Here is a 10054-nt window from a genome sequence, read left to right as displayed (position 1 = left end):
TATGAGGACGACCTGATTTCTTTTTGAGTGATTCTGCTTTTTCTAAAACCTCTACCATTTCGGTAAAAACTGGTCGAGGTACGCCAACCAAGCGTTTAAATTCAGCAATCTGAAAAACGGTTTAAGTTCTGATATCTCATAAAACTTAGATTGAGGTGGTTTTGACTTTCGCAAGAGGTCTATTCATAAAAACCATAATAAGTAAATCTTTAATTACAAAAATTGTGGATAAATAACTTTATATTTAATACATTTTTCATATATAAAAAAGCATACTAAATTTATGGTTTTAAAACCGTTTGCACATCATATTAATTAAACGAGGGGCTAATAATGCAAAATAACAAACGCTATGGGTTAGATGCACAGCAATCCCATCTTTGGATTATCGGGGGCGGTATTGCTGGTATGGCAGCAGCGGCCTTTGCAATCCGTGATGCGAAAGTACCTGCAAAAAATATTCATATTTTGGAAGAACTGGATATTTCAGGTGGATCAATGGACGGCGGCCCTACTCCCAATGCTGCACAGGCTTGGGTCACACGGGGTGGACGCATGCTGACCGATGAAACCTATTTATGCCTTTGGGATTTATTTTCCAGTATTCCCTCTTTGGAAAACCCTGAAATTTCCGTACGCGAAGAATGCCGTGAATTTAATGAACAGGTGAAAACACATGCCCAAGCGCGTTTAATTGATGCGCAGCATGTCATTGCCGATGCCGCAAAATTAGGCCTCAATACCCTGCACCGTGCGCAAATGCTGCGCTTGTTGGCGTCTAAAGAAGAGAAAATTGGTAGTCGCCGTATTGATGAATTTTTTGATGAAACATTTTTTGAAACCAACTTCTGGCGCATGTGGCGTACGACATTCGCCTTTCAAAAATGGCATAGCGCCGCCGAACTACGCCGCTATTTTTTGCGCTTCATTCAAGAACTGCCACGCATTCATACGCTCGCAGGGGTAAAGCGCACCAAATACAATCAGTATGATTCGATGATTCTGCCGTTACAGCGCTGGCTGATGGCGCAAGGTGTCGATGTGCGCTTTGGCAATTATGTAACAGATGCAGACTTCATGACCGATGCAGACACGCAAGAGCGCCGTGCTACACGCCTGTATGTCAAACTACCTGAAGGCACGGAGCAGATTGAGCTGAAAGCGCATGACTTGGCTATTTTCACCCTAGGTTCGATTACTGCAGATTCTCGCTATGGCGGCAAGGATGATGTACCTGCATTAATTCGTGACCGTTTGGATCATGGCTGGACATTGTGGGATACATTGGCTAAAAAGGCACCGGATTTTGGCCGTCCCATGACCTTTTATGGCAATGTCGATGAACATAAGTGGGAGTCGTTTACCCTGACCATGAAAGATGAGGTACTGTTAAAACGCATCATTGACTATACCGGTAATGAGCCGGGTACAGGCGCACTGATGACTTGGTTTGAGTCTGGCTGGCATTTATCTATTGTTGTTCCAGCACAGCCGCACTTTGCCGATTTGCCTGAAGGCGTGTACACCCTTTGGGGCTACGGTTTCCAAATTGACCATACAGGCGATTACATCAAAAAGCCCATGTCACAAGCGACAGGCAAAGAGATTTTAACTGAACTGGTCAAGCAGCTCGGTTTTGATGACATTTTAGACCATGTGCTGCAAAGCACCGACATTACCACGGCCATGATGCCCTATGCATCTGCCTTGTTCGCCTGCCGTAAACCCGGCGATCGCCCTTTAGTCATCCCTCAAGGCTCGCAAAACTTTGCATTCTTAGGCCAGTTTGTGGAAATTGAAGAGGATGTAGTGTTTACCGTGGAATATTCAGTACGTGGTGCCATGATTGCCATTTACGAGTTTTTTGGCGTAGAACGTGAAATCCCAGACATTTATAATGGCCTGCTCGACCCTAAAGTCGGCTTAAAGGCGTTGGAAACCGTTTTTCATTAATGTTCCATTTATTCTAAATGTGTGCGGAAGCATGCAGCATGAGAGCACTTTCGGGTGCTCTTTTTTGCTCCAGATAAATCATCAACATTCCGCTATCAGCGGCTGTATGCAGGCTTATCATGATTTTGATACCACCCTTCCAGAACTGTTTACCCTGCTGATTACTCGCACAGGCAGATGCCAATTTACCTCAGGCATTGCGTGTGCATTTTGGCTTTACTGAAGATCTGCTGCTGAGCCAGAATGAGGCTTTTAAAGCGTTATGGCTGCAATATATCGACAAAGGTGGAACAGTTGGCAGTGCCTGGTCGGAAGGCGGTAAAGAGTCCATTGAACAATTTAGCACGCATCTTGCACAATGAAAAAACGGGACTGTGGTGCTGAATGGCAAAAATACTATACCACCAGCAGCCTGTATGCTGACTGGGTGGATGTCAGGATGACCGATCTGAATGGCAACCCAGCCTGCATACTGATTCCGCATGATACTGCAGGTGTAACCATCATTGACGACTGGAACGGCTTTGGTCAGGTTTAATTCTGGAAACTAAGATAGAAAATAAGATTTAAAAATATCTGAAATACATGAATTAAAATAAAGCTGAGATTATATTTTTCGAGCCTCTCAATAAAATAAAACCGCATATCAATGCGGTTTTATTTAAATCTTTTAAATCATATTTATGCTGCAATTTCCTGCTTTTTAGCTACCGGACTGTTGCCGATCTGCCAAACATAAGGCAAAGGTGCCTGATTCACTACCCAGTCACCAATGACTTTCTGTTTATAGATCAGTGGATTATGAGAAGACACAACACGGGCATTGCGCCAGAAGCGGTCCAGCTGCTTTTCGGTAGTGCTGGCAGAGGCACCCAGTGCATTGAACAGCTCTGTAGTCAAATTCAGTACCAGCTCTGAAATGACCACCTGCCCTTGTGAAGACTCCAGTTCAGCACGGTCATTTGTCTGCTGATCAGCCGCCGCATTATTCTGAAAATGACTGATATAGGCACCATCCAGTGCTTCAGCAGTACGCAAAGCAATCGCTTCAGCCGCATAAGCCTGTGCAGACGCTTTACCAATCACTTGCAGGATTTGTGCATCGTCGCGGACCAAATCCGCATTGCCATGACTGAAAATACGGGTGCGCTTGCGGACTTCTTGAGTAAATGCTTCTACAGCACTTTGTGCAATACCGACCAAGGTTGCTAAATGCACCACTTGATAGAAGGCAGTTTGGTATTTAAAGCGTTCTTCAAATGGCAAAATATGATCACGGCTGATGTCAACCTGCTGAATGGTCAAGGTACCACTGCCTGTGGTTTTTTGGCCAAAACCGTTCCAGTCATCCACCACTTGAATGCCTGGCACTTGAGTCGACACCGCAGCAATCACATGCTGATTCGTGGTTTCATCCCAGGCAAATAAGTCGATCCAATCGGCAAAGATGGTTCCAGTGGAATAGTATTTCTGACCATTCACCACCAGCTGGCCCTGTGGATTTTCAGTGACGCGGGTCACCACATCGCCAATTTCAACTTTGCCGATTTCCGTCCAGGCATTTCCAACGATTTCACCCTGTACAAAGCGCTGAAACCAGAGGTCTTGAGATTGAGTTTTATGGGCAGTTAAGCGATCTTCGACAAAGGCAAAATGGCCGCGTAACGCTTGAGCTACATTGGAATCAGCTTTTGCCAGTTCAATCAGTAGTTGAAATAGCTGTTTCTGCGATACACCGTCACCGCCAAAAGCAGTGGGTACGCGAATCGCACCAAAACCGGCTTGCTTCAGCCACTGAATTGGTTCATACGGGAGTGTGCGGGTCTTTTCACGCTCCAACGCACCATCTGCAATTCGTTGAAAAATCGGGCGGAATTTAGCAGCAACCTGTTGGTAATCTGCACCCAGAGATAAGTTTTGATTGGCTTGAAGAGTCATAATATTTTTCCTTTTAGCTCCATGCGTGACGCGGTGGCGGAACATCATTCAGGTAATAATTCCCGACGATATTAAACTTCCAGCGTACAGGGTCATGTAAAGTATGTGTGCGTGCATTGCGCCAGTGACGGTCTAGGTTCAATTCAGAAAGTGTTGAGCGTGTGCCAGACAGTTCAAACAGCTTATTGGCAGCCAACAGGGCAATTTCAGTGGTCAGTACCTTCGATTCGGCTGTAATTAACGTCGCTTCAGATACTGTCTCTTCCGTCGGGTTTTCCAAAGCACGGTCAATCGCTTCACCGGCTAAAGCCAGAACTGCTTCGGCCGCACGCAGCTTGATTTTTAATTCACCGATATTGGCAATGGTGTACGGGTCTTGCACGGCCTGTTCCAGACCAGAGTCAATCCACGGACGCGCATGCTGGCGTACATAAGCAATGGTTTCGTTAATTGCACCGCGCGCAATACCCGCATCAATAGCAGACTGGATAAATTGTGAAATTGCTCCTGCTGCCGTAGGACGTTCAAATGCCTGATAGATCGGCACAACATATTTCAAATCGACTTGTACATTGTCTAGAAGTACTGAACCGCTCACAGTGGTACGCTGGCCAAAACCACTCCAGTCATTCACAATGGTTAAACCCGGTGTATGCTGTGGCACCAGTGCTGCAAATGGCTTGCCTTCATCACTGACCGCAACCACGGGAATCCAATGCGCCAGCAGTGCACCAGTAGCAAAGAATTTCTGGCCGTTAATCACCGCATGGTCATCCTTGAACTCGATTTTGGTGCTCAGATCTGCCACTGTTTTTGAGCCTTTTTCTGAGAAGGCATTGCCAAAACGCTGCCCTTTCAACACCTGGTCAAAAAAGAATGCCTGCTGTTCTGGACTGGCATCCAGACGGATATGTTCCAAAAAGGCCCAATGGTTCTGCGCAATTTGACCTAATGAGGAATCTGCACTGGAAATGATTTTTACCACTTCTGCAAGGGTTTTATAGCTAACCCCTGCACCACCAAACTGCTTTGGAATCGTAATTCCCCATAAGCCTGAAGCTGAATACTGCTGCACTTCCTGCAAGGGTAGAAGGCGTTCATGATCACGTTTGGACGCCTCTTTGGCAAAAACAGCCGCCAGCTGCTGCGCCACTTCAATTGCTTCTTCATCTGACTGTATAACATGTGCCAATTGGTCATGTTGATAAAAATCTTTTGGAATATTGTCTGCATGTTTCAGATTTATTTCAATTTTGGATGTCATTATAAAATGCTCTAGTTACCCTATATATAATGGATAAAAGCTAACATTATTTTTAAAGACTATTTATAATTTAATAAGCGAAACAAATCATTTTAATTAAAATGTTATGTAGTATTTATTCTTAGAATTTCATATTTTCATATAAAGGATAACAAGAAAGAATAGACTGCTTTAATGGAGCATTTTTTACTCAGTTTCATGTTGTAAATTCCAGCGATTAAATTAAATCTAAAATCGAGTATTTTCCCTTTATTTCGATAACATTTAGCAAAGATAAAGAAAAACCTGATTGTCTAAGCTTCACTTGGGTGATCTGCCTTCAGATGGGATAGGCTTCTGTAATTGATCAAGTATTAAATAAAAAGCTGACCAGGAGATAACCATGTATCACTTGAACCGAGGGTCAGAAAAATTTTTATATCCATATATCATCCATAGATGATGTATAAATCCTACAAGACTTTCGGTACAGATAATTACCCCAAAGTTGTATGTTTTGGTTTATGAAAGAGGTCTCATTACTAAATACTTTATTTTCATAAACAGGCATTGTGATAAATATTGATATTTTTCTTATTAAAAGTCTCAATATTTTTTTATTAAAATTATTAAAAATTTTAATATTACTGTAGATAAGTATGAGCAAGAAAATTAGATTTAATGCCTTCGAAATGAACTGTATTGCCCACCAATCCCCGGGATTATGGCGGCACCCGCTCGATCGTTCGACTGAATACAAAGACTTGGAATACTGGACAAACTTAGCACAAATTTTGGAACGCGGTAAATTTGACGGTATCTTTATTGCCGATGTCCTGGGTATTTATGATGTCTATCACCAGTCAGCTGAACATGCGCTGACAGGTGCGGTTCAAGTTCCAGTGAATGACCCTCTACAAATCGTTCCTGCGATGGCTGCTGTAACCAAACACCTAGGCTTTGGGGTGACAACTTCCATCTCATTTGAGCACCCTTACCCCTTTGCGCGCCGCATGAGCACACTGGATCATTTAACCAAAGGCCGCGCCGGCTGGAACATCGTAACGTCCTATTTAGAAAGTGGTTCCAAAAACCTCGGGCTGAAAACACAGGTTAGCCATGACAACCGCTATGATATAGCCGATGAATACCTGGAAGTCCTGTATAAACTTTGGGAAGGTTCTTGGGAACAGGATGCGGTGCTGCGTGACAAGGAAAAAGGCATTTTTGCTGATCACACTAAAGTGCATCCCATTGAACATCAGGGTGAATATTTTACTGTGCCCGGCATTCATATCTGTGAACCGTCTCCACAGCGCACCCCCGTGCTTTATCAAGCTGGTGCCTCTAGTCGCGGTCAGAAGTTTGCCAGCCAAAATGCAGAATGTGTATTCATTTCTGCACCGACCAAAGCCGCAGTAAAAAAACTGGTTGAGGGAATCCGCAGTAAACTGGCCGATGAAGGCCGTGATCCTCATTCAATTCTGATCTATACCATGCTTTCAATTGTGGTCGATGAAACCGATGAAAAAGCACAATTAAAATTTAAAGAATACCAGCAATATGGCAGCTATCATGGTGGACTAACACTGGCTTCAGGCTGGTCAGGTGTAGACTTTTCACAATTCCAGGCAGAAGATCAAGTGGAATATATCCATACCAATGCCATTCAGTCCATGCTGGATTCCTATGTCAAAGCCGACCCAGATAAAGTTTGGACGATTGAAGAGATTGCTAAATTTATCAGTGTCGGTGGCAATGGTCCGGTAATTGTCGGTTCAGCCTCAACAGTGGCAGACCGTTTGCAAGAATGGGTACAAGATACCGATATTGACGGTTTCAATCTGGCCTACATCCTGGCACATCAAACCTTTGAAGATGTGGTTGAGTTTGTAGTCCCGGAACTTCAGCACCGTGGCGTATATCAAACTGAATATACGGAAGGGACATTACGTGAAAAACTGTTTGGCCACGGGCCGTTGCTTCCAGAGAAGCACCGTGGTGCCAGCTTCCGTTATCCAGCTAAACACCTTCAACCGACAGAAGCTTTAAAAAGAGCTTAATGTCTTTATTCGCATACAGGCAAAGTTCACGTTCTATACTCCGGGCATGAAAATAGAAAATCCATCTGGCGTCTCAGGTTGATTGTCTAAACAAAGATACCCTATAGCATACAAATCCAATTACATTCCATCGCTATTAAGGCTATCACCAGCTGAATACACTAAAGCTAAATTACTGTCTGATTTAGAATCAGCTCCGGATTACTATAAAAATAGTTTTGAGATTAAATGCTCGGAATTAAGACCACCGATTAGTTCCAGGTGAACCTATGGAAAGATATGTAATAGTTGTGATACTGATCATAGTCGCGGTATTACTGGTCGTATTTTACAATCAGAAAAAATGAAATTAAAAATTCGGTAGTGCTTCAAAAACTATGCTGAAAAAACAGGCTGAATGCTGATTGAAAAAATTCGCTTGTGAGAAAATCATCACTGAGCGATCTGATGATTTCATGGTCTTTTACGGCATTGTCCTGACCTGCTTTTTCTTTCAACCCTCAACCGGATATGAATTTCAGCATATACTAAGGCGCCCCAAAACGACGCGCGGATAGTGCGCGGAATGCTGTGTGGCTTCGACTGTTCGTTTGCTTGAGAAATATTATGTTGATCCGTTTTGCCCTGAAACTTAGCTTGGCTACACTTTGTTGCCTTGCTACTGAACTTTATGCAAATACGGCACTCAATCAGGCAACGCTCAGCAGTTATGATTATGACAATGACATTTTCCATCCGGTTCGGGCACAAAATGGTATGGTGGCCTCCGAACATGAAATCGCCAGTCAGGTCGGTCTGGACATTCTGAAACGCGGTGGCAATGCGGTTGATGCCGCCGTTGCCGTTGGATTTACCTTGGCAGTGGTTTTACCGCATGCCGGTAATCTGGGCGGTGGAGGTTTTCTGATTGTGCATGATGCCCAGTCTGGTAAAAATATTGCGCTGGATTTTCGTGAAATGGCTCCACGTCGTACGTCACGGGATATGTATCTGGATGAAAATGGCAATATTATTGCCGGAAAATCGCTGTATTCACATGATGCCATCGGAGTTCCTGGCACAGTCGCAGGTCTGGAATATTCCCTGAAAAAATGGGGAAGCTTGCCCCTCTCAGAGGTAATCACCCCTGCAATTCAGCTGGCAGAAAATGGCATTCCAGTCAGCCATTCTTTGGCCAAAATGTTGAATGCAGCTCAAGATAAATTAGGTAAATGGCCCAGTTCACGTGCTATTTTCTTTCAAGAGAATCGCCCCTTACGCTATGGTGAACGATTGGTTCAACAGGATTTGGTACATTCCTTGCGATTAATTAGCCAACAGGGTAGCCGCGTGTTTTACCGTGGTGAAATCGGCGACAAAATTATTGCAGAAATTCAGCAGCATCAGGGCATCATGCAAAAAAGTGATCTGCATGCCTATAAAGTTATCGAACGTCAGCCCATCATGGGCAATTATAAAGGCTATCAGATTGTCACCATGCCACCGCCAAGTTCCGGCGGTGTACATCTGGTACAAATGCTGAATATTTTAGAACAATTCCCCTTGCAACAGTGGGGAGCAAATAGTGCCCAGACCCTGCATTATCTGGCCGAAAGCATGAAACTGGGCTATGCCGACCGGTCTAAATATCTGGGAGACCCTGATTTTGTACATGTGCCTGTGGTAGGTCTTAGTTCAAAGCCATATGCGAAAATGCTAGCTCAGCAGATTTCAGCTACCACAGCCCGTCCTTCGGCCTCCATTCAGCCCAACAACCGATCCCCTATGAAAGTGACCAAACCACACATTATTCAGTGGTCGATCAACACGGCAATGCGGTTTCGGTGACCTATACCCTGAATTTCAACTTTGGCAGTGGCATTGTCGCAGCAGGTACCGGCATTTTACTCAACAATGAAATGGATGATTTTTCAGCCAAACACGGTGTAGAGAATGCTTTTGGTTTAATTGGCGGAGATGCTAATGCCATTGCTCCCCATAAACGTCCCTTGTCTTCAATGACCCCAACAATTGTATTAAAAGACCAGAAAGCCTGGCTGGTCACCGGCAGCCCGGGAGGCTCCCGAATTATCAGTACCGTGCTACAAACCCTGATCAATAGCATCGATTTTCAGATGAACCCGGCTGAAGTGGCGGCAGCACCGCGAATTCATCACCAGTGGTTACCGGACGAAATCCGTGTGGAAAAAGGCATCAGTGCCGATACCCTCGAATTATTAAAGCAAAAAGGTCATAAAATTGTGCAGAAATCAACCATGGGCAGAACCCAAACCATCCAAATTCTGCCAGATGGCATCTATGGCTATTCTGATCCACGTAATCCGGATGGCGCAACACGTGGATATTAAGGGTTACACATCATAGGCTTTTACTGAGCCAAAATATATGCACAGAAAGTTGACGGATGCCTTTCTAAGATGCAAGCCTGCATAAAAATGGAGGAGCTAGATCATAGTGATCATTGGGATAGTTTTGTCACAGCATTTACATGTTACAAGCAAGTAATAGGCAAGTTTTTTACCGCCGATATGGAAGACAACAATAATTAAAATAATTGGTATCCCGTATGCTGAAATAGTTAGAACATCAACCAATTTATCTGATCCAGCAAGACAGTAACTCTCAGGTACTAGGCAACCGATTAAATTTGGAATTACTGATAAAAGCAGATATAGAACTATGAACCGTACCGGGTTTGTCGGAGACTTTTTATTTAAGTTAGGCCACCTGACCTAACGGGTTAATCTTATCATAGTACATTGCTTCAAAATCAAAAGGTGATACATAACCCAGTGCACTATGTACACGCTCTTTATTGAACCAATCTACCCAGTTTAGTGTCGCAAGTTGTACATCC

General features: G+C 43.9%; 5 protein-coding genes and 3 pseudogenes. 5 read left to right on the top strand and 3 right to left on the bottom strand.

All coding sequences use genetic code 11. The annotated features are described in order from the left end of the window. Positions 1–333 precede the first annotated feature (333 nt). Both ACE01T_RS16260 and ACE01T_RS16255 read left to right on the top strand, forming a co-directional pair. Complete coding sequence (locus ACE01T_RS16260; RefSeq protein WP_395519680.1) at positions 334–1953, top strand: oleate hydratase; 1620 nt, start codon at positions 334–336, stop codon at positions 1951–1953. Between the two features lie 124 nt (positions 1954–2077). After that, positions 2078–2485 (top strand): annotated as a pseudogene (locus ACE01T_RS16255) (acyl-CoA dehydrogenase family protein); the annotation flags it as partial. 149 nt (positions 2486–2634) lie between these two features. Here the strand turns inward: ACE01T_RS16255 and ACE01T_RS16250 are convergent. Continuing rightward, positions 2635–3891 (bottom strand): acyl-CoA dehydrogenase family protein, encoded by a 1257-nt coding sequence (locus tag ACE01T_RS16250; protein ID WP_395519679.1) that lies wholly within the window; start codon positions 3889–3891, stop codon positions 2635–2637. Between the two features lie 13 nt (positions 3892–3904). After that, a complete protein-coding gene (locus tag ACE01T_RS16245; protein WP_395519678.1) occupies positions 3905–5155 on the bottom strand; it encodes an SfnB family sulfur acquisition oxidoreductase in 1251 nt (416 codons plus the stop codon). A gap of 638 nt (positions 5156–5793) precedes the next feature. On the opposite strand from ACE01T_RS16245, the gene ACE01T_RS16240 reads away from it, so the two are divergent. From ACE01T_RS16240 to ACE01T_RS16230, 3 genes and pseudogenes are all read left to right on the top strand, one after another. After that, positions 5794–7197: an LLM class flavin-dependent oxidoreductase gene (locus ACE01T_RS16240; RefSeq protein WP_180081063.1), complete on the top strand. Its 1404-nt coding sequence runs from the start codon at positions 5794–5796 to the stop codon at positions 7195–7197. A gap of 606 nt (positions 7198–7803) precedes the next feature. Next, positions 7804–9545: pseudogene (gene ggt / locus ACE01T_RS16235) on the top strand (gamma-glutamyltransferase). A 105-nt stretch (positions 9546–9650) separates the two neighbouring features. Further along, a pseudogene (locus tag ACE01T_RS16230) lies at positions 9651–9740 on the top strand (IS1 family transposase); the annotation flags it as partial. 175 nt (positions 9741–9915) lie between these two features. Here ACE01T_RS16230 and ACE01T_RS16225 read toward each other — a convergent pair. Then, on the bottom strand, positions 9916–10054 hold a 139-nt coding region (locus ACE01T_RS16225; protein WP_395519681.1), incomplete at its 5' end, for an integrase core domain-containing protein.

The sequence above is a fragment of the Acinetobacter uliginosus genome, from assembly GCF_044130295.1.
Classification (GTDB): domain Bacteria; phylum Pseudomonadota; class Gammaproteobacteria; order Pseudomonadales; family Moraxellaceae; genus Acinetobacter.
This window is presented reverse-complemented; position numbering and strand designations above follow the sequence as displayed.

Excerpts from the sequence above, each read along its gene's own strand:
- ACE01T_RS16260 (WP_395519680.1), top strand. The coding sequence starts at position 334 with ATGCAAAATAACAAACGCTATGGGTTAGATGCACAGCAATCCCATCTT.
- ACE01T_RS16250 (WP_395519679.1), bottom strand. The coding sequence starts at position 3,891 with ATGACTCTTCAAGCCAATCAAAACTTATCTCTGGGTGCAGATTACCAA.
- ACE01T_RS16245 (WP_395519678.1), bottom strand. The coding sequence starts at position 5,155 with ATGACATCCAAAATTGAAATAAATCTGAAACATGCAGACAATATTCCA.
- ACE01T_RS16240 (WP_180081063.1), top strand. The coding sequence starts at position 5,794 with ATGAGCAAGAAAATTAGATTTAATGCCTTCGAAATGAACTGTATTGCC.